This window comes from Caballeronia sp. LZ043 (assembly GCF_031451075.1).
In the GTDB taxonomy this organism is placed as follows: domain Bacteria; phylum Pseudomonadota; class Gammaproteobacteria; order Burkholderiales; family Burkholderiaceae; genus Caballeronia.
Genome location: NZ_JARUXT010000057.1, coordinates 109,264 through 127,713, shown reverse-complemented (window position 1 = coordinate 127,713; position 18,450 = coordinate 109,264). Strand labels below are relative to the sequence as shown.

Genomic DNA, 18,450 nt, shown 5'->3' with positions numbered 1-18,450 from the left:
CCTCGCTGGAAACCTTGCCTTAGCCTCGGATCGCCATGTAACAGCTTCGAAGGTTACGGTTACTCGGCGTAAGCCATGTAGGCCTGCGAGAAGCCGACCCTCGTGCCATTCGCATACTGCTCGAGCCACGGCGGGTTCATTGTCGTTCCTCGGCGCGCGGCTGCACTCTGCCGCCGATGATGACAAAGGTCTGGGTTTCGATGTTCCGGACCCAGGGGCGAACTTCGGAGGCGTCGGTTGGCGTGCCGGCGATATAGTTGATTGCCGCGTCCAGGCTGACGAACTGTTCTGGCAATGCGCCGATTTTCGCTGCTTGAAACATGTGCTGCTCCACAGTTTTCGCGGAGCGACCCCTACGGGTCGCTTGCCCGCAGGGGTAGTAAGAAATGAGCGAACAGCGTGCGCTCGTCTAAGTCACCTTCACGTGTCTCCACCAGCGACTGCCTGAGGGCAGTTCTCTGACGAAGGCGAAGGTCTCGGCCTGCTCTCGTGACAGTTCGATAAAACCGCCCTTCAAAACGGCCGCCTGCAGATAGACGACATTCGCAAGCGCCAGCGCGCCGTACTGCTCGGCGATGTCGCTGAGCGCGTCGACAGAATCGATCAACTCCGCGTGAAATTGCTTCGCATCTGCGGCGAGATGCAACGACACGTCCGCATCGCCGATCGCTCCCACAACTGCGTTGCACTGTGCTTCAGGGTCGTCAGGCCCATACTGCTCAGGTCTGATCCAGCGCCGAATCACCATGTCGTCAAGCACATCGTCGACGAAATCGGTACATGAATAAGCCATAGAAAGCTCCCTGGATAGTTTGTGAGATGAGCGCCTGTCAGATGCGACGCAGGCGGCCGGAATCGAATGCAGAGGTGCGGCGGAAGGCCGGCGCACGCGGTGGCTACGACTGGGCTGCGGCGGACGCCGCGTGTTGCGCCGGCGGCCGGTGCTCAGTCGACATCGAATGAGACGGACTGCCCGCTGCGGCGAGCAGCAGCATGAAAAGGTTTGCCATAGGGATGGATTCGCGCCCGACGGGCGCACTGAATAGATCGAAGAGACAGGACATGCCCCGTGTGGGGCACGCCCCACAAGGGTTGAAAATCAAGCGGCGAGCGCCTGGACGTCGATGACTGCGTCTGCTTCCGCGACAAGCTCGGGCGTTTGCGAAATGAAGAACTCCCGCCCATAACCGCCCTGCCGAAGAACCTCGCGCTTCATGCTCATGAATTGCACTTTGCGCTGCGAATCCAGCGGCCCGTCCGACTCATCGCTGAACAGGGTCTGGTACGGCTGACCGGTGTTCTGCGCCAAGTAAAGCGCAATGCCACGCGTGAGGCATTCGTTGATCCACACTTTCTGTCCACCCGACATCACCGACACCGACTTGCTGCTGTCGGAGTCAGCGTCGTGGACGAGGATCTCGAAGCCCTCTCGCAACTCACCGCTGGCGAGCGCTCGCTGAGTGCGAATCTCGACGGTGAAGCGCATCCCGTAACACGCGAGCAGGAGCTCGTTGACGGTATGCGTCAGCGCGGGTCCAGCATCATCGATGGTGAGAGCGATCACACCGTCATTGCCGAGGCCCTTTGCCAGCAGCCTCCACCGCGCGATCTCATCGGAGAGGCGGTCCGCGCGAGACTGCGTCGCGGAAAACCCCTCCAAATCAGCGAGCAACGCCGCAGCTTGCGCCTGAAGCACACTCTGCGACCGGATCAATGCTTCGATCCCTCCGTCGAGCGCCGCGATCGCCTCACGATTCGCGACAAGGTCACGATCCAGCTTCGAAATGGCAGCCGTCACATCGACGACGCCCAGGCGCGTCACTTCGTCAGCGATACGCGCCAGCTCAGCAGTCAAACGAGTCTTCTCAGACTCGTATTTCGCTGCTCGCGCGGCCGCTTCTTCTGTGATCGCATGGACTTCCGCCCGTGCAGCTTCCAGCCCGGTGCTCGCCGCATCAAGCAGCGGTTTGCTTGCCGCCAGTTCTGTCGCGACCTGCAGCGTCCGGCGGAGCGTTGCGACCGCTTCCGTCACAGCCAGCATCTCTACACGCTTCGCCGCGAGTTCCGCGGGAATCAGGGAAAGCTCCTCCGACTGCCGCTTCTTTTCGCGATACTTCTCACGAAGATCTTCCACCGCGATTCGTTGGACACCCGCCTGCTCGAGCGCCAGAAGCGCCTGCGTGAGCAGTGAGCATTGAGCGTGTATGGCATGCCCGACGCAAGGAACCTGGTCGACCACCGCAGCCTGCTTGGTCAGTACATCCAGATGCGATCGCTTCGCGGCGCCCTCGCTCATCAAGCCGGAGATCGATGCGTTGAGTGCTCCAAGCGTCGCCTGCTTTACCTCAAGCTCAGCTATGGCGCGCTGCAGAGGCTCAGCCTTGGCTACCTCCCGGGCGATGCCCAGTTCGGCAGCCTCGCGTGCCGCGGCCGCGCCCAAAATCGCGTCTCGTCGCGCGAGCGTCGCCTGATGCGTGGCGATCGTACGATTGAAAGCGAGAACGCGTTGCTGAACGCGTGCGACTGCTGCACGTTCGTCCTCAGCCGCCGTTTGCGACAACTTTGTCAGCTCGTCGCGCCGCACGCCCAGCTCGCGCAGGCGCGCTTCGACGATTGCCGACTCGCTCTGTTTTGCCGCGAGCGTGGCGCGCTCCTGGGTCAACTTACCGGCATGCTCAAGTGCCGCCTCACGTTGATCGCGCGCCGTGTGCAGCTGCCCGTCCTGCATGCGAATCGATTGCTCGACCTCCGCCTTGCGATTGCGCTTGCCGGCAAGCGAGCTCAGCTCCGCCTGAACGCCGTCCAGCGATTTGCCGAGAAGCTTGGCGACCTCTGCCGCTTTCGCGGACAAACCCTTGAGATGTTCGATGCCGAGTAGCTCCGCAAGCAGCGTCTTGATCTCTCCGGCGCCGTATGACGCAAGAGGCCGACGATTCTGTGCCGAGAAGACGCTGGTGAAAAACGTCTCGAGAGAACCGTTGATCGCTTCGACGCAGCGGTTGTATGTCTCCGCCTTGCCGTCCGACACGGTCCCGTCAGGGAGCGACACCGGGCGCCACGTGCCATCGACGCCGCGATAGGCCAGGTAGTATTCCGCCTTGCCAGTCTTCCCGGGCTTGCGGAAGGTGAACGACGAACGGTAGCGAATGCCATCGTGCTCCCATTCCAGTTCCTTCAGCGCATTCGATCCACACACATGATCCCAATACGAGAACGCGTCGACCGACAACTTCGAGGCGCGTGAGGGCATGATCGGATACGGATGGAGGTTGTCCATGATCGTCGTCTTCCCAGCCCCGTTCGGACCGGTCAACGCGATCAGCCCTTCCGGCAACGACTCGAGATCAAGCGTGATGCTGTCTCGCTTTATGCCATCGCGAACGCCGACGAAGCCTTCCAAGGTGAGTTTTAAAGGTCGCATCACGTACCCCGTCCAACCGCCAGGGAAGCGGCCACTGCCGCCATCTCAGCATAGAAGGCATCGTCCTCATCGTCGGGAAACGAGGTGTTGAGCTCCGTTGCCACCGCGACGCGCTCCGGGACTCGCAGCGTCCCGTCCATTGCTGACGAAACGTAGTCACATGCCCTGCTGAATTCGCGCCGGGCGTTCGTCAGCAGCTCGGGCCAGCCGCTGTACCCGGTGATGCTGCGGATTTCAGCCGCAGACCACTGGCTCGCATAGCCCTGCTGATACGACCAGAGCAGATGCTGCATCTGCACGGTCGGAGTAACTGCCACTTCTGCGGTACCCGGCGTGGTTGCGAGCAACAACAACATCTGACCAAACTGAGCGAGGACCGCGCCGCGATGCTGGCCAAACGGCTGATGCTGGATCGCGATCGTGAAGCCTGCGCAATCCACCAGTGCCTTCTGTACGTCGCCCGCGGCGCAGTCGCCAAGCGCGAACGCGCGGACCCATTCGGGACCTGCAGGATAAAGACCAAACATGATGCACTCCATGAGATAGGACGGAGTGCGTACCCGGAGGGGATCGCGCCCCGCCAGGGTAGAAAGAAATGAACTGCTAGAGAAAGGTGCCGCCACTACTGAATCGATGCGCCAAAGACGCGGTGAAACCTCTGTTTCGACAGCTCACAAGAGCTATCGGAACACGGCTTGCATGTTCGAGGCGAAGGAGCCGTACTGGCCTCCCTCGCGCATGACCCGGTGCGACACCTACGCCGCAAACAGATCATCATCAAGCCACGAAAGCTGTGGCGAATCGGACTCTGCTGACGCGACGATTTCGACCGTCGCATCCGGCAACGTCAAGTCTTCGACATCGTTCGTGCTGAGCATCGGGATCGGTGCTTGAGCCGCCGGCTCTGCAACGAGCTTTTCAGCCTGCATCAGATCCGCCAGCACACGAGCCGCGATCGTCTCGGCATCGCCGCTTTCCAGAAGCTGGAAGCGCTCGAGCAACGGGCCAGCCGCGACATCCGCATGTTCAGCCCACCGCTCGATCTTTCGATCGATCGTGACCTCAAGACTGATGCCCTGAGCACGCGAACGTACGACCGGCAGTATGCGAGCTTCAACCTTCAGCTCGGCCGCGCCGGCGAACAGCGCCGCGATGGCATCGCGATCGACGCTCTGGCGATGCTCTTCGTCCACCTGCCAACGAATGCGGACGAACTTGTCGGTCGCATTCAGTGCCAACGATGCAAGACGTTGCATGTCCGGAGGCCCGTCGAAGTCGATACAGACTGTCTCTCGCGCCGGCGTGGCGATGAGCTCCGCTCGCGTGTCGCCGATCTGCACATCCCACATCAGAAAGCCCTTGTCGCCTTCTTCACCATAATGGAACCGCCCGATGGAACCGGGATATGCGACCAGCCGGCCGGCACGCTCCCACTGTTGCGCCTTGTGGATGTGCCCAAGCATGAACGCGTCACATGCCGCGTCGAACAGACCGCCCAGGGAGAACTCGTGATCGAAGCCGGCCATCGTCACGCCGTGCTCAGTCGTGCATCCATTGACCGTGCCGTGCGAAACACCGACCGTGCGGATCCCCGCCGAACGAAGCTGCTCGTTGATCCGTCCAGCCGATGCGAGGTAGTCGGCCAGCACCGCCTCGAGTCCGGTCGCCGCGTCTTTGGCACCGACCGCGATCGCAAGCTGCCCCTTATTGATCGTCGGCAGGCATGTGAAGACCACATCAGCCCCCATCTCGATCACCTCGCCCAGCTCCGCATCGGAAAACACGGGTCCAGCGGACGCATAGAAGCGACTGCCTCGAAGACACGCCTGCTGAACACGGTCGGCCACGTAGATTTCGTGCGTGCCTGCCATCAACTCGAAGTTGCGCAGCAGGCCCGGCGGCTCGTGAGAAAAGGTGCCCTGCAACATCAGCACCGGCATGCTTCCGCTCAGACCGTTGATGCGTCGCGCCAGGCGATTCAGGGACGGCGCATGAGCGTCGAGCCGATGGTCCGTTGCGTCACCGGAGATCACCGCGACATTCGCGTGTTCGAGTACCGCGCGGTCGGCCGCAAAACCGAAGCAACGATCCGCCTCCTCGAGGTTGCCGGGGGCGTAATGCAGGTCAGAAAAGTGAGCGATTTTCATGTCGCCTCCTGGAAAATAAAAATGGCCACCCGAGGGTAGCCAGTTGGTGTGATCGCGCCCCACAGGCGCATAGAGAAAGGATTAGGAGGTAAGTGTGTCGCGGACTTTCATCAGCGCAATGCCCAGCAGATTCTTGCCGCGCCACTTCGTCTTGTCCGTTACGTCCGGATGGCGTTCACCCAGGCCAACGCCCCAGACCGTGTCGTACGGACTGGCCTCGACAAGTTCCGTGGGTGCGGTCGCGAGCAAGAGCGATCGCAGGCCAGGGTGCTGCGCGAACTTTTCGCGGCATCCGACATAGACGATCGATTCGCGCTTGGCTACCCACATGTTGAGGTCGAAGCCCTTGACCTTTCGGCCCAGCGCCTTTTGTTCCTTCGGCAGATGCGTGGCGATCACCAGTTGCGCAATGTCCTCATCGCCGAACAACTTGGCTTTCGAGAACATCATGAACTGCTCGACGCTGCTGAAATCGACATCGTGATAGGAGAAGCGGCACGGATGCCAGTTGCTGAAAGCGTCCTCTGCGCTAAAGAACAGCGTGAAATTGCCAACTCGACGCATCGGAGACTCCTCCGCGTGAACAAGTAGATGGGCCGCCGAAGCGGACTGATTCGATGCGCGTATGCAGCGCGGTCGAAAACACTTGAGCAAGTGAGTCTTGCTGAAATGTTCTCACGCGTCATGCGTTGCAGAAAGAGGGAGACCAGTCCCCGAGGGGACTGGTCATGGTCAGACGTATGCCGCTTCGGCGACAGCGTCCTGGATTTCAACATCAAGCGAAGCCGGCTCCCCGAGTGCGATCGTGAGACGCGCGTTCATCGCGTCGACATCCGCCACACGTTCGATCCATCCGCGCCCGTACATGTGGTGTGCGTACATCCGAAACCCGCGCTGGCGACCCGGTTGACTGAGCCCCAGACGGTGCAGCAGGTCGGACATTCGATGACGTTTGTCATCGAGCGTTTCATCCGGATCGAAGTGCTCATCGTCGCTGCCGACGACCGGATCCGGCTCCGTTGCTGCCATCGGCACCGATAACGCGTCGATCGCGCCACCAGCTTCGATGAGCGCAACAGCACGGCTCGCGGCCTCCAATGCCGGCTGCCCGCCTTCAGCGCCATCCAGCAATGCGCCCAGGTCGATATCCGCTTCGAGTACCGTCAGCATCTGCTTGCGCCGAACCGGTTGGCCGTCATCGTCAATGCGCGTGATGTCGAACTCTCGCTTCGAGAGCCAGAAGCGCGTGCCTCTCAGCCGACCGCGCGCGAGCGCCACGATCTGCATCGCAGAGTACGCCTTCTGCAGCACGTAGATCGAGATCGTCCGCAGCTCGATCAGGCCGAGGCCTTTCACATCCGGCACCGCAAACACCAAGTTCGCGGTCAGGTTGCATTTGCGTTCCTGGTATTGCGGACAGACATGCGGATCGCAGATGCCGTCGGGGATGTCATCGTCCTGCCGATGCACCACGAGGCGTCCACCGAATGAGCGGCGCGCACGCTGCGCGCGCGAGTCTCTTTCGACTGGTGCGTAGGTCTTGCAGTATCGCTTGCCGTCGCGGTCGTACTCCGAGAAGTACTGCCGCCCCGAGGTAATGTAGGCCGCCATCTGGTTAGGCACGTTGCGCAGCCAGTCATCGAAGGCAAACATGACCGGGAAGCGATACAGCTTCACGCCCTGCCCACGATCCTCACCGTAGAGCCGCATGATGTCGTCGGCCGTGTCCGGATTCGAGAAGTCGGACCGTCTGCAGACGAAGTACGGCACGTTCTTGGGGATAAGCGCATTGCGAAGACCGAGCGTCGTTTCGAGCAGCTTGCCGATCGCTTCGAACGACTCTCCCGCGGCCACCCTCTCGTTGTAGAGTTTGACGGCCTGCTCGTTGGACTGATGCGCGCGCGTCAAAACCTTGATACCGGGCCGGATCTTGCCGATAGTGGGCGGACGGATCGCCCGCTCTTCGACGAGACTGCGCGGCGCTTGACCAAACGTCTGGACCACAGCGTTCATGATGGTTTCCTTGCAAGAAAAAAAATGGCGTTGGTCCGCGGCGTCTCGGCCTGAGTTTGCATCTCCCGGGCCGCCGCACTGCCGCGACGTTCGCTCACATGCTGAATGAAGTCGGATCGCTCGCTATCGCTGAACATCGCGACGCGAGCCACCTCGCAGCGCGCGCGCCAGTCAGCGGACGTGGTATCCGCCTGCTCGCGCTCGTGATCGATTTGACGTTTGATGGCCTCGGCAATGCGCAGGTTGAGGCGGTCGGGCAACAGCATGAACAGCACCTCCGTTGAGAAAGCTCCGGTCGCAGGATGCGACGGACGAAAAAAAAGCCCGCTCCGGTGAGGGAGCGAGCTTCGTGCGATCGATAGAGGAGAAGACCTACGCGCCACGCCCCTTCTGGGGACGTGGCGTGCAGGGAGCGCCCGGAAATCCGGGGCGCTCAAACAGAGAACGTAAAGTCGTTCTCGCGCAGCATGGTCACGCCGCGCAACAGCCCTTTTCGGAAATACTTCCGCCGCAGGTCTCACGGATCAGCCAACTTCGATCGTTCTGCCCAGATCAGGCTCTGAAGAGAGAACACCCGAGGGGTTCGAACGATGTACCGGCGCAAATGAATGCAGGCCAGGTTCGAGTATCACGGCTGAAAATGGGGAGTGTGTAGCGAGCACACTCAGCACAAGGGAAGAATCCACACCAGTTGCTACCTGGTCGGAGCATGCGCGACGCGCGAGGCGGGCACGGCTTGGAGAAAAGAGATGGACTCCGGGCTTGGAGTCGATGTCGATGCGCCAGGGACGCAGGGGATAGAGGCGAGTATCCAGATTGTGAGCGGCTGTGTGTGGATGAAAGCTCGCGAAATTTGCATAGCTTTCGCCGATTTGGTTCTTTCTCAATCAATGAGAATCTTGTGTAAGAGAGAACACAGAACCGAGCACACGATTATGGCTGTCATCGACATGGAAACGCCCGCGGAAGACCCAAGAAAGTCCAAGCGTCCGAGCAGCGAAAGTGGGGAGACAAGTGGGCTGCGCCCTTTGCACCGACTGACCAGCGACAGTCGGCTTGCGCGAATCCACGCCGAGACGCTAGCTCAAACGGAGCTCCCGTACTACTCGCTGTTCGCACGCGAATTTCTGCGCTCCGACTTCAACTTCGCTGCGGCGAAAATGACGGTGGCGCGCGGCGGGAAGCTGCATGCGATCGAAGCGGAGTTCAGAACCGCTGAAGCATTCTTCAAGAAAGCGCTTGAGTGGGCGAACAAGCTACCCGGAAGGCGAGCGCCCGCGCATCCTGAGATGGTAACGCTGGAAATCAAACACGCTATGTCCGGCAGGCTTGTGCGTCTGCTGTCGATGTACGACCAGCTCTTTCTCAAGACGATGGAAGCGCTGATGCTGCGATCCATATCCGCCCAGACGCGTCAAGCCGCGCTGGAAGCCGCCGAGGCACGAATCAAACAGATCCCCTTCCTGTGCATGCCCGATAACGACCGCTTTGCGCCGGAAGGTGTCCTACTTCCGGACGCGAACGAAAAGCATTGATCCCCTCAGGCCGATGCGCGCGCGACTTGGGTTCCGGCCGCGCCGGATAGCTGCGGCTGAGCACCGCCCGGTCAAACACATCAACTGGAGACACGCCATGGAACTGCGCGAGATCCAACGACTGCATGCGAAGTACGCACCCGACGCGATGACAATCGATCTGCCTCGGCAGATTGCGGCATTGCCTGCGCCGGTGTCGGTCGAAGCTGACACAGGCGCGTCCCGACTGACGTCGCGCCTGAGCCGAACCCGTCCGTTGCTGCGTCGTTGCACGAAGCCGGTCGCAATCGCCGTGCTGATTGCGCTGGCCGGCGTTGGCGCCGGGCGCATCTATCACGCTGTCGGGACCAATTCGGCCTCGCAACCTAACAGAGAGGAAGTTAAAGCGCGAGCCCGGGAGAAGGGAATTCAGCCAATCCCCAAAAGTGAACCTGCCGTTCGACCCATCCACGCATCACCTGCACAACCCACCGTAGGCGCTCCCCCGCTGAGCGCCAGCGACCTCGGAGCACCGGAAATCGGCTTGACCGCCGATCAGTTCCGCGATTCGTTGCATGCGCCGACGGCCATCGCGCCCGCAGCGAAAGCGGCAGCGGCTAGCTCCAACGAGTCAGCGCTTGCGGCCGCGTCTCCGATCCGCCAGACACATCACGAGCTCAACGGCGCTCGTCAGGCCGCCACCGCACCAACTAACCTCGCGCAAGCGTCCGCGCCGGTTCAGGCGCCCGCAACAATGGCGACAACGAATTCCACACAAGCAGCGCCGCCGTCGGTCATCGATCGCGCCGCGCCGTCAATCGACGTCCCCGCGCGCCAGCACGGTTCCAAGCATCACACCCAGCGCGCTCGCGATGACCAATCCGGCGGGAGCGACGCCGCGCCCGCTACGTCGAACAAGAAGCCGGCGTCTGCCAGACGCGCAGGCTCCAACGAAGTGCAAATGTTTTGAGGCACCGACTATGAAAAATGAACTCAACATCACACTGATTTCTCCGGGCTGCGCGATCACTGGCCAGATCGTGGTGGATCACGGCGTGTCGTGCTTTGGCCTGCTCGATGGCGGGATCATTTCGACGCAAGCTCTGCTGCATATCGGCGAAGGTGGCTTCGTCAAGGGAAACGCCCAAGGTGAACATGTCCGCATCGATGGCCGCGTCGCCGGCGATGTCCACGCGCGAGGCTCGCTCGAAATCAACGGTCAGGTGACGGGCGACATCTACTACTACGGCACGATCCGGCTTGGGCCGCGCGCAGCGCTCGACGGTTCGCTTAAGCGAGTGGCGCGCGTGCCGACGGTCGAAAGCGAGCCCGTCGAGGAGCAAGGCTCAGTTGCCAGCGTCCCGGTTGCCGGATCGCGTGATTCGTCGAACGTTACTGAAATTGTCTTAGCGATGGGCTGACGTCTGGCCGGAATTCATTTATTGGGAAAATCCATTATTCCTCAATCTCACACGGACATCGGCATGGGTTCACTCACGAACTAATCTTCGATTTCCGTGCCGAAACCTGGGACGCTGTGTCGCACGAAGCCGCCTTCGAGGGCAGATGCTTCTGCATGTTGAAGGCTTGGCAGACGGCGGCTAGTCACGCAATGCCGACGGATACGCGCATTAAAATCCATGCGTCAGCACCGGGATGGTCGTTCAAGTCGGCGCATTGCGAACAACAAAATGGGGGTTTATACTTAAGTCGTCTCCTCCATGTCTCCGACGGATATGGATTCCAGCCCGCCGCGTGCGGGCTTTTTTCTCCGTCACATGGAGATGCGAAGAGGATCAGCGACTCGATTCCAGCCGGCCGCCCTAGAGATGGCGTATCTCTCAGGCGGTTCTATCCTCCGTGCCCTTTTTCTTTGCGCGTGGATCGATATGGAAAGCCGCACCCTGTTCTACGTTCCAAACAACCAGAACATCAGTAGGACAGCCGGCATCCCCAACGCGACTATCGCAAAGCCAAGCATGATCAGAACGTCGTAAAGCTCTGTTCGCGCCTTGCGGATCTCATGAATAGGCGGCGCAATGTCCAGTGACAGCCGATCGAAATTTAGCGAGTCTCTTTCTGAAGTAGTCGAAAATCGCTGACTCGTCCGCCATGGCATGTCGCTAATACACCCCAGTGAAAAAATGCGCGCGCTACGGCAAGGAACTCAATTCGTTAGGTTACCGCGCTTACCGCGTACCCATTGCTTTCAGCCGCGCCAACAGCCTTATCCGAGTTACCAGCCTGTCGATGTCCCGCTCCCAATCTGCTGTCGCCTCCAGACGCGCGAACCCGCGCAAGTTCGTCATGCGCTGCGTCAATTGCTCGCCGGCAAATCGCTATCTCGCGATCAATTGCAGACGTCTGGCGCCGAGACGCCAGACGCCAGACGCCAGACGCCAGACGCCAGACGCTTCTATCGTTCTTCAACCATCAGCATCTAATCCACCTTCAGAAAAAGTGCCCGCGGCATTCCTGCCGCGGGCGCCCGCGCCGGTTTGTTGACTCTGTGCGCAGCCAGACACCGGGTACCAGAACGGGGGCTCTGGTATCGGCCCTCGGCGATGAAAAACATCATATTAAAATACCTCTTTAACCCGAATAGTAGGAAAATCGCGGACTGAAAGATCTCCCGCCAACATTGGGCGTTGAGTATTTTTAGGCTCATGCGCAAGCTTCGATGCAATAGACGAATGTTGCTTGGCTGCACTGTGTCATTGCGCTTCGTCGCAGCCTCGGTTGTCGGCCGTACCCCATACATGGCGCGCTGGCAGAAGCGTCTTTAACCTTTCGAGTGGCATCAACGGCTTACCGGCCTGCGTCTTGACCCGCGCCTATAGGAGTTCGTTCGCTACCTACTGCGTGATGCGTACGTTGTCCGACATCTGGTCTATGAAATCGACAACTGCTCGAATTCCGTCATTGAGCGGCATGTTCTGACCTTGTTCAAGAGTGCGACGAAGACCAGCAACAAGGACCAGAAGGTCGCGGGAATCCATGGAATGCTCCGTTTTCGCAAAAGGAACACTACGCATGCCTAGCGGGAGCGTTATAAAGAAAAACAGGCGGGTGTTAGGTACGCCGCGTCGCGCGAACTTTGCGAGGCGTTGACGGCATCGATCGCAGAGAAGCGGCAACCGTTTCGTACGCCGACAGCAGCAGGAGACGACGGCCTGTCCAGCGCGCTCGCGGCCTTTGCGGCTGCGGCTCGCATGAGTGGGATATGTCGGCGACGGTTGATGAGCAAAAAAATAGCTGCATACTTGGCTTCAGATTGAAACCAGTGAGCGCGTCATGATTACGGCAGAAGGGGTTGACAGTGCCGAGGTCATCATTCGGCCCGCCAGTAATGGCGGCTGGCAAGTGGAGTTCCCTGGGACGGCCGGCGTCGCACTTGCGTATGCTCAAACGCAGTGCGAAGCCGTGTTTCTTGCTAAGCACATCAGGCCGGATGCAGCACTCCGCTTTTTACCAGCCCGCGAGTCGTACTTGCGCGGCTCAACGGTCCTCAGCTAAACGCAGGGCTGACTCCAGCACAGCGCTGCTCGAACACACAAAGGCACGCGCCCATTGCGTCGCGGCACGTTCGGCCGCGCCCCTACTTGCTTCTGCCATGTGAGTCTGCAAGGAAACCTTCGGTAATTCCGCATGCCGTTTGTAGTCGCTACTGCGGGAAAAATGGGCAACGGCGGTCCATCCGTCGCCGGCAGTATGCTCCGGACTTATTTCTACGAAAAATGGCGGCATCGAGTACATTGTGCCCTCCTAGTCGCGAACGAGTCTGTCCAGCATAAGTCGAGCCATCCCACCTCAACTATTGATCCCTGGCCGCAACGAGATCAATCATTACCCGTTCTAGCCGCTGCAACGCCGCCAAGGGCCTACCCGCAAGCGCCGTGGAGCGCACAAGCAACACACCGTAGTGCAACTCCTTCGTTGGCTTTAACAATCGTTCGGCTTGATCGGTGATCCACATAACCTCATTGCGCAGTTGCATGCTCGTCCATTCAGACGAAGTACCTATCCGCCGCTTGAGCGACTCGATCAAAAACAAGACGTCTGATTCCTTCACTGTGGCACCGTGCAGATCGCGACTCGCCCCGGTCGCACAGTCCGTTGCAGCAACGATCATGCTCGTATCGACGAGCCGACATTAAAGGAAACGTCTGCAGCGGGCACAAGCCTGACATCGGCGCCAGGCCGGATTTGCTCAGCCAGCCACAAGGCCTGTGGGAACCCTACCAGGACTACGGTGAAGATTCCGCGAGGCTGGTGGAATTCGATTTGGTAGACGTTTCGAAGCACCGGGCGCACGAGCACCTCGCGGACGTCGGTGCCTTCGGCGGTGAGCGTTTTCATGAGCGCGTTCGCGATTCGACCGATTGATTTCAGACTCTCAAACCCGATTTGCCGCCTGAGCGGCCAAAAGGCTAACAGGCTGCTGCCCTCGCTGCCGGCCTGCCTTCAGCACGTTCAATCAAAGCGACTGTTACCACCAAGCGTCTCAGTTCCAAAATTGCTCGAATCGTTGGCCGCCTGCGAGAATCGAATGCTCGCGGCAATGGCCAACACCGACGGTGAATCGCAGGCCGGACAGTGATCGCCGGCTGGGCGGTGCTCGTCATCAGAGAAGAAGGACTCCCCGCAGGTCGAGCAGTATTGGATAAGTCCCATGATGGATGAAATGAACAAGCAAGCCGTTGCCGCAGGGATTCACGCGACGCAACCGTGCAGTCTGCGCGCGGCACCTTAGGAATCGCTTAAGCGAAAAGAAGCCCGCGTAAGGGCGGGCCAAGAATTTCCGAGGTACACAAAACGCCGGGCGACCGGCGCGAGCGCAAGTATGCACAAGCTACGTACCTTTGTGGTGGTACGTACGGGACGCTTGCGGGGTATTGGTCAACGGTTGGTGCGACAATCTTCGCGCGCACCGGCCTCTTGCTCAGATCTTGCTCTCTACCCGGCATCAAACGAAATGCAAACATGAACTTAGACGACGAGAAACAGCATCTAGCCAAGGCGGACATCGACATCGAGCAAGCCCGCGCGCGAATCGTGCGCCAACGCGAACTCGTTGACGAACTCCGCCGAGACGGCCATGAAACCGAAATGGCCGTCAACCTGCTGATAACACTCCAAGGCACGCTGAATGCCATGATCGAACATCGCCGACTCATAGCGGCGCGCATCGAGCAACTTGAGCGCGATGAAAAAAGGCCATCCTGAAGACGGGCCAAACCTTGAGTTTGAGAATGCGCCGTGCGACGCGACGCGGTTGGCTGGACCCGACGCCGAGCGGTCAGTCGACTTTCTCAGAGGCGGCCGTTCCCGCAGCGTTGCACGTGGCCATTGTCGACAGCTGCCCGTCCGCAGCCACTCTGCATAAGATTTCGCGTCGCAAATGCACGCAGTAGCAGCTCGTGAACTTCGTACCAGTCGGATCCGCCAGCGCGATCGGGTCGGCCGCTTTCTTAAAGAACGCGGCGTGCCCTGACCTCCCCTGACCGAAGCGCTAGAAAGGCCGCGTTCATGGTTGGACCACCGTCATCCTGAACGGACCGCCAATCGCCGCAGCATGACTGATGGCCTCGTTCACGTCGTCGAGTTTGAAGGCCGTCACGTTGAAGTGACTGAGATCGAGCAGACCGCCACGAATCAGCCCGGTCATAAGCGTGACCGCTTCCGGCGGATACATCCATTTGCCCCGCACGGTGATGTCGTTGCGCATGATCCACGGGTAAGGCAAATCGAGACCGTCACCGCCGAGCATGCCGACACCGCCCATTAACACAACACGTCCGTAAGGCCGCACGGCCATCACTGCGGCGCGCACCGTCCTCGTAGTCGCAGATGGCGGCAGCAGATCCATTACGCAGTCGACAGGGGTTCCGGCAGCAGCACGCATCCGCTCGCGATCGTCGTCCTCGTCGCCAGTCAGCTTCACAGTTCGGATGCGTTCGCCGAATCGCCTTTGCAGATCTGCGAGCGCGCGTTCATTGCGGCCCGGCGCGACCACGCAGCGCACACCCATTGCGAGGGCAACGGCGACGCACGCGCTGCCGAAGTTGCCAGTTGCGCCGCTGACAAGCAATGTTTCGCCGGCCTGCAGATTCGACGCAAGCAGCCCGCCGTACGGAACCAGCATGGTGTTGAGCGCACACCATTTTGCGGCATCGGCGGGATCGATTTCACCGATACGAATGGCGTTCTCGGTTGGCACGCGCATTTGTTCGGCAAACGGGCCGTGGTGAAAATGGCGCGCGAGTTGCAGGCCGCCGTCACCGCGTGCGCTCCAGCCCTGCAATGTGATGTCGGGCGTGAGCGCGTCGTCGCGTGAACGGACGGTCGGGTCGCAGAAAACCCAGTCGCCTATCTTGAGATGCGTGGCGTCGGGGCCGAACCTACGCACACGTCCGATTGCCCCGCAGCCAGGGACGATCGGCAATTCAATCGGGTAGCGGCGCTCGCCGCTGAACACCTCCCGCGCATACGACAGTACTGGCGCGGCAACGACGTCGACGATCACTTCGCCGGTGCCCAAAGATGGATCCTCTATATCTTCAACCGCAAGCGGCTCGCCGAGCGTCTTCAAAATCGCTGCTTTCACGTGAATTTCCTTTGATAGTGGTCGGAAGAAACCATTCTGGCAGGCGTAAAATCGATAACAAGGCCTAGTACTATCCTGGGATTCGCGCGTACCTGCTTGAGGAGAAAGGATGGTCGTGACAAAAGCGAGCCGAAAGGAATTTGGCGACTTTCTGCGCTCACGGCGCGAGAAGCTTAGTCCCGAATCGGTGGGGCTCAATAACGGGCGGCGGCGGCGCACGCCCGGTTTGCGTCGCGAGGATGTTGCGGAACTCGCGGGCATCGGCGTGGACTGGTATGTACGGCTTGAGCAAGGCCGCACGGTGAGTCCGTCGGATACTACGCTTCAAGCGCTGGCTCGCGCGCTGCGACTTGGCAAAGTCGAGGCGGCGCATCTGCGCGCATTGGCACGCAGCGGTGATCGGCAGCCCTTCACTCGCGAGAGCGTGCCAGGACCCATCGTGAATCTAATCGCGACACTCGAGCTTCCCGCGTATGTCACGGGCAAGCGTTGGGATTTGCTGTCCTGGAATCGAGCAGCGGCCGATCTGCTCGGCTTCGACCGTCTTGCCGAAGCGGACCGCAACATTTTGGTGTTCATGTTTATCGAACCGGACTCGCGCCGACTTTTCGGCGCGACCTGGACCAGCGAGGCGCGTCGCATGATCGCGTTGTTTCGCGCAACGCATGACCTTCATGCCGACGATCCGGCCTTTGTCGAACTGGTCGAACGCCTGCGCGCGAACAGCACCGAGTTCGCGAAATGGTGGAGCGCGCACGACGTTCGTGGGGGCGCCTCCGGGCAGAAGGTGCTGACCCATCCGGAGCGCGGCACGCAACGCTACGACTACGCGACGTTTCAGGCGAACGACGACCCTGCGTTGAAACTCGCAATCTACACGCCCGCGTGAATCGCTCCCCCACGGCGGAAAAAACCCGCCTGACGGCGGGCAGGAATTTCCGGTATAGCTACGGCCAGAGCTGGCGCAAAACGATTAGAGATTGATCCCACTGCCATTCAGAGCCGACTTTCCCGCGGGTGTCAGGCTGTTCTTTCTAACCCCGAAACTTTCGCCTCGACCACGAACCGGGACTCAAAATTCCTGGCTGTTCCGGAAATCATGAGCGTCTCTCGCGCGCGCGTCATTGCTACATAGAACAGCCGCCGCTCCTCGGACTCGGCAGACTTCGGGTCTGGGACAACTGTCTCTTCGCTGCGCGCAATCCACACGTGGTCCCACTCCAATCCTTTCGAGCTATGCATCGTGGTGAGGATCAGCGCGCCCAGCGTCGGCTCGTTATTGGATTGCCGCAAGAACAGCAGGCGTTCGGCGAACGTGCCCGACAGGCGCGACAACACCTCGTTCGTCGCCTGTATCGCACGGATCGCTGAATCCTTCTTCGCATACTTCAACATCCATTCGGCCACACCGGACAACGTCAGCGAGTGGAACTTCCGCTCGCATAGGCCCTGCCACTCGGCCAAGCGTTTCATGAATTCCCGGTAGTTGGTGGCCACATCCTCAGGCAACCCCAACGCCACCAACTCGGCTCGCCCCTTCTGCGTAAGCGCGGCGCCCATATCTGTATGCAGCGCCCGCAACTGCTGAGCGCTCAGACCCAGGTGGGCAAGCACCGCATCCAGCCCCGTTTCCTTCACGCGCTCCACGATCTCGAGCAGATTGCACATCAGCGCACCTTCCGGCCGGCTGAGCACCGACGCGCCGGACGCCCGGTAGTACTTGATGCCGTGCGATCGACACACGGCTTCGAGCGGATCCAGGATGCGGTTCGTGCGGGCCAGGATCGCGCACGACTGGCCTCGCGCGAGCAGTGGCCCGAATGCCTCGACAGCAGCTACGGCCTCCCCATACTCGTCGGGGTGGCGCGAGCTCAGCACACTCCCGCCGTAACCCTTTTCCGCACGCAGCGTCTTTGCGATCCGATCCACGTTGTTGCGGATGACCAGATCCGCGGCCGACAAAATCTCTGCACGACACCGATAGTTGCTGCCGAGCACGACCGGCTTCGCGTCGAACGCCTGGATGAACGACTCCATTCCGCGATACCCAAGCGCTTCACGAAACGCGTAGATGCTCTGATCGTCGTCTCCAACGACGGTGACGATCGAACCCGCCTTCGCGTGCAGCTCGATCCAGCGGTACTGAAGCGGATCGGTATCCTGGAATTCGTCGACAAGTAAATACGCGAAGGGGTACGGCAGGATAGCGCCTGCCTCCATTCCTTCGACGGCCAGGCGCAGCATGTCCTGAAAGTCGATCTTGCCGTTGCGGCTAAGCGCGTCTTGATACGCCTGATACAACTCGCCATCATCCGTTTTCGGATCACATTGGCCAAAGTTCGTCTTGATCTTCTCGATCGTCGGAATGACGTCTTCGGCCTTTGCCTCGCGCCCGAGTTCCTGCATCACACGGATCAACAGCCCCAGCCGATCGCCGTCCGAGGCGATATCCAGCGGCCGGGCGCCGGGGCGCCTGAGCTGCTTGTAGGCGAGCGAGTGAAACGTTCCCGCGATCAGGCGCGTCTTCACCGAGCCGCCGGCGGCCTTCAAGATCCGCTCACGCAATTCGACTGCGGCATCCTTCGAAAAAGTCACCGCGCCGACCATCGCGGCGCTGTCCTGCAGCAGAAGCGCTGCTTTTGTGGCTATTGTCTTGGTCTTGCCCGCGCCCGGGCAAGCAATCGCCACGCAATGCTGACGCAACTGCGCGACCTCTCGTTGCTGGGGATTGAGCTCGTCCAGCATGTC

At 60.4% G+C, this 18,450-nt stretch carries 18 protein-coding genes; 5 read left to right on the top strand and 13 right to left on the bottom strand.

Annotated elements, in window-relative coordinates; translation table 11 throughout:
- Nucleotides 1-136: 136 nt before the first annotated feature.
- From QCE64_RS37100 to QCE64_RS37065, 8 genes are all read right to left on the bottom strand, one after another.
- Nucleotides 137-322 carry a hypothetical protein gene (locus tag QCE64_RS37100; RefSeq protein WP_310009389.1) on the bottom strand — a complete coding sequence of 62 codons (186 nt, stop codon included), beginning with the start codon at nt 320-322 and terminating at the stop codon, nt 137-139.
- 87 nt (nt 323-409) lie between these two features.
- A complete protein-coding gene (locus QCE64_RS37095; protein ID WP_310009388.1) occupies nt 410-793 on the bottom strand; it encodes a hypothetical protein in 384 nt (127 codons plus the stop codon).
- A 306-nt stretch (nt 794-1,099) separates the two neighbouring features.
- The gene (locus tag QCE64_RS37090) at nt 1,100-3,421 is read right to left on the bottom strand and encodes an SMC family ATPase (protein ID WP_310009514.1); all 2,322 of its coding nucleotides are present in this window, start codon (nt 3,419-3,421) and stop codon (nt 1,100-1,102) included.
- On the bottom strand, nt 3,421-3,948 hold the full coding sequence (locus QCE64_RS37085) for a hypothetical protein (RefSeq protein WP_310009387.1): 528 nt from the start codon (nt 3,946-3,948) through the stop codon (nt 3,421-3,423). The genes QCE64_RS37090 and QCE64_RS37085 overlap by 1 nt, the downstream gene beginning before the upstream one ends.
- Nucleotides 3,949-4,176: 228 nt before the next feature.
- Nucleotides 4,177-5,568 (bottom strand): metallophosphatase family protein, encoded by a 1,392-nt coding sequence (locus tag QCE64_RS37080; protein ID WP_310009386.1) that lies wholly within the window; start codon nt 5,566-5,568, stop codon nt 4,177-4,179.
- A gap of 81 nt (nt 5,569-5,649) precedes the next feature.
- Complete coding sequence (locus tag QCE64_RS37075) at nt 5,650-6,132, bottom strand: NADAR family protein (protein ID WP_310009385.1); 483 nt, start codon at nt 6,130-6,132, stop codon at nt 5,650-5,652.
- Nucleotides 6,133-6,300: 168 nt separating this feature from the next.
- Nucleotides 6,301-7,581 carry a hypothetical protein gene (locus QCE64_RS37070; RefSeq protein ID WP_310009384.1) on the bottom strand — a complete coding sequence of 427 codons (1,281 nt, stop codon included), beginning with the start codon at nt 7,579-7,581 and terminating at the stop codon, nt 6,301-6,303.
- The gene (locus tag QCE64_RS37065) at nt 7,578-7,844 is read right to left on the bottom strand and encodes a hypothetical protein (RefSeq protein ID WP_310009513.1); all 267 of its coding nucleotides are present in this window, start codon (nt 7,842-7,844) and stop codon (nt 7,578-7,580) included. Before QCE64_RS37065 ends, QCE64_RS37070 begins: the two co-directional genes overlap by 4 nt.
- A 672-nt stretch (nt 7,845-8,516) precedes the next feature.
- Here QCE64_RS37065 and QCE64_RS37060 point away from each other — a divergent pair.
- From QCE64_RS37060 to QCE64_RS37050, 3 genes are all read left to right on the top strand, one after another.
- Nucleotides 8,517-9,116: a DUF1845 domain-containing protein gene (locus QCE64_RS37060; protein WP_310009383.1), complete on the top strand. Its 600-nt coding sequence runs from the start codon at nt 8,517-8,519 to the stop codon at nt 9,114-9,116.
- A 97-nt stretch (nt 9,117-9,213) separates the two neighbouring features.
- Nucleotides 9,214-10,065, top strand: coding sequence for a hypothetical protein (locus QCE64_RS37055; RefSeq protein WP_310009382.1), 852 nt, complete (start codon nt 9,214-9,216; stop codon nt 10,063-10,065).
- A gap of 10 nt (nt 10,066-10,075) precedes the next feature.
- Entirely contained in the window at nt 10,076-10,516 is a 441-nt protein-coding gene (locus tag QCE64_RS37050; RefSeq protein WP_310009381.1) for a polymer-forming cytoskeletal protein, read from the top strand.
- A 1,434-nt stretch (nt 10,517-11,950) separates the two neighbouring features.
- On the opposite strand, the gene QCE64_RS37045 is transcribed toward QCE64_RS37050, so the two are convergent.
- From QCE64_RS37045 to QCE64_RS37035, 3 genes are all read right to left on the bottom strand, one after another.
- Nucleotides 11,951-12,094 (bottom strand): hypothetical protein, encoded by a 144-nt coding sequence (locus QCE64_RS37045; RefSeq protein ID WP_310009380.1) that lies wholly within the window; start codon nt 12,092-12,094, stop codon nt 11,951-11,953.
- 815 nt (nt 12,095-12,909) lie between these two features.
- Nucleotides 12,910-13,227, bottom strand: coding sequence for a hypothetical protein (locus tag QCE64_RS37040; protein WP_310009379.1), 318 nt, complete (start codon nt 13,225-13,227; stop codon nt 12,910-12,912).
- Nucleotides 13,224-13,454 carry a hypothetical protein gene (locus tag QCE64_RS37035; protein WP_310009378.1) on the bottom strand — a complete coding sequence of 77 codons (231 nt, stop codon included), beginning with the start codon at nt 13,452-13,454 and terminating at the stop codon, nt 13,224-13,226. Before QCE64_RS37035 ends, QCE64_RS37040 begins: the two co-directional genes overlap by 4 nt.
- Nucleotides 13,455-14,078: 624 nt before the next feature.
- Between QCE64_RS37035 and QCE64_RS37030 the strand changes: the two genes are divergently transcribed.
- Entirely contained in the window at nt 14,079-14,321 is a 243-nt protein-coding gene (locus QCE64_RS37030) for a hypothetical protein (RefSeq protein WP_310009377.1), read from the top strand.
- Nucleotides 14,322-14,622: 301 nt separating this feature from the next.
- Here QCE64_RS37030 and QCE64_RS37025 read toward each other — a convergent pair whose 3' ends face one another.
- Nucleotides 14,623-15,702 carry a zinc-binding dehydrogenase gene (locus QCE64_RS37025; RefSeq protein WP_310009376.1) on the bottom strand — a complete coding sequence of 360 codons (1,080 nt, stop codon included), beginning with the start codon at nt 15,700-15,702 and terminating at the stop codon, nt 14,623-14,625.
- 109 nt (nt 15,703-15,811) lie between these two features.
- On the opposite strand from QCE64_RS37025, the gene QCE64_RS37020 reads away from it, so the two are divergent.
- Nucleotides 15,812-16,591 (top strand): helix-turn-helix transcriptional regulator, encoded by a 780-nt coding sequence (locus QCE64_RS37020; protein WP_404988001.1) that lies wholly within the window; start codon nt 15,812-15,814, stop codon nt 16,589-16,591.
- A 131-nt stretch (nt 16,592-16,722) separates the two neighbouring features.
- Here QCE64_RS37020 and QCE64_RS37015 read toward each other — a convergent pair whose 3' ends face one another.
- A complete protein-coding gene (locus tag QCE64_RS37015; RefSeq protein ID WP_310009375.1) occupies nt 16,723-18,447 on the bottom strand; it encodes an ATP-dependent helicase in 1,725 nt (574 codons plus the stop codon).
- Nucleotides 18,448-18,450: the final 3 nt, after the last annotated feature.

Bases quoted from the DNA above. Each gene is read 5' to 3' on its own strand.
- QCE64_RS37080 (WP_310009386.1), bottom strand. From the start codon at position 5,568: ATGAAAATCGCTCACTTTTCTGACCTGCATTACGCCCCCGGCAACCTC.
- QCE64_RS37035 (WP_310009378.1), bottom strand. From the start codon at position 13,454: ATGAAAACGCTCACCGCCGAAGGCACCGACGTCCGCGAGGTGCTCGTG.
- QCE64_RS37085 (WP_310009387.1), bottom strand. From the start codon at position 3,948: ATGTTTGGTCTTTATCCTGCAGGTCCCGAATGGGTCCGCGCGTTCGCG.
- QCE64_RS37020 (WP_404988001.1), top strand. From the start codon at position 15,812: ATGGTCGTGACAAAAGCGAGCCGAAAGGAATTTGGCGACTTTCTGCGC.
- QCE64_RS37055 (WP_310009382.1), top strand. From the start codon at position 9,214: ATGGAACTGCGCGAGATCCAACGACTGCATGCGAAGTACGCACCCGAC.
- QCE64_RS37090 (WP_310009514.1), bottom strand. From the start codon at position 3,421: ATGCGACCTTTAAAACTCACCTTGGAAGGCTTCGTCGGCGTTCGCGAT.
- QCE64_RS37050 (WP_310009381.1), top strand. From the start codon at position 10,076: ATGAAAAATGAACTCAACATCACACTGATTTCTCCGGGCTGCGCGATC.
- QCE64_RS37045 (WP_310009380.1), bottom strand. From the start codon at position 12,094: ATGGATTCCCGCGACCTTCTGGTCCTTGTTGCTGGTCTTCGTCGCACT.
- QCE64_RS37075 (WP_310009385.1), bottom strand. From the start codon at position 6,132: ATGCGTCGAGTTGGCAATTTCACGCTGTTCTTTAGCGCAGAGGACGCT.
- QCE64_RS37015 (WP_310009375.1), bottom strand. From the start codon at position 18,447: ATGCTGGACGAGCTCAATCCCCAGCAACGAGAGGTCGCGCAGTTGCGT.
- QCE64_RS37060 (WP_310009383.1), top strand. From the start codon at position 8,517: ATGGCTGTCATCGACATGGAAACGCCCGCGGAAGACCCAAGAAAGTCC.
- QCE64_RS37100 (WP_310009389.1), bottom strand. From the start codon at position 322: ATGTTTCAAGCAGCGAAAATCGGCGCATTGCCAGAACAGTTCGTCAGC.
- QCE64_RS37095 (WP_310009388.1), bottom strand. From the start codon at position 793: ATGGCTTATTCATGTACCGATTTCGTCGACGATGTGCTTGACGACATG.
- QCE64_RS37070 (WP_310009384.1), bottom strand. From the start codon at position 7,581: ATGAACGCTGTGGTCCAGACGTTTGGTCAAGCGCCGCGCAGTCTCGTC.
- QCE64_RS37030 (WP_310009377.1), top strand. From the start codon at position 14,079: ATGAACTTAGACGACGAGAAACAGCATCTAGCCAAGGCGGACATCGAC.
- QCE64_RS37040 (WP_310009379.1), bottom strand. From the start codon at position 13,227: ATGATCGTTGCTGCAACGGACTGTGCGACCGGGGCGAGTCGCGATCTG.